A 552-nucleotide genomic window follows, 5' to 3' on the forward strand; every position below is an offset into this window, starting at 1 on the left:
CCTTGTTGTCCGCCGCATCCTGGTTAAAGGCGGCGAATTGCTCGAAGGCGTCGTGCATGGCGTGAGGTCGCGCGTAAAGTACGGAGTAGTGCTTGCGCGTTGCTTCGTCGATGGCCTTCGGATTGGCTGACAACTCGTTCCAGAAACGGTCGAGATAGATACGCTCGCGCCCTGCTACCAGCCGCTCCATGTCGGGACCACGAAAGTTGAAATGCCACAGCAACGGCAGGCGGATGATGTTGTCCCAATCGCCGATGCCCGGCAGCGGCGCATCGATCACAACCCAGCGGGTGACTCGGTCGCGATACTGGGCGACGAAAGCGTAACCCACCATGTTGCCGATATCGTGGGTGACGAGGTCGGCCTTCTCGATCTTCAGATGGTCGAGGATACCGGCAATGTCGACGGCCTGGTTTTTCTTTGTGTAACCGGTGTCGGGATGGGCGGACAGTCCCATGCCGCGCAGGTCTGGCACGATTACGGTGTGATCTTGCATCAACTTTGCCGCAACAGGCGCCCACATGTCGCCACTGTCGCCGAAGCCGTGTAGCA

General features: G+C 59.4%; 1 protein-coding gene. It reads right to left on the minus strand.

From position 1 onward, the window contains the following. A partial coding sequence (locus NKH67_RS34085; RefSeq protein WP_353033122.1) for an alpha/beta fold hydrolase occupies positions 1-552 on the minus strand: 552 nt, incomplete at both ends.

The sequence above is a fragment of the Mesorhizobium sp. M0968 genome (assembly GCF_040319065.1).
Taxonomy (GTDB): Bacteria; Pseudomonadota; Alphaproteobacteria; order Rhizobiales; family Rhizobiaceae; genus Mesorhizobium.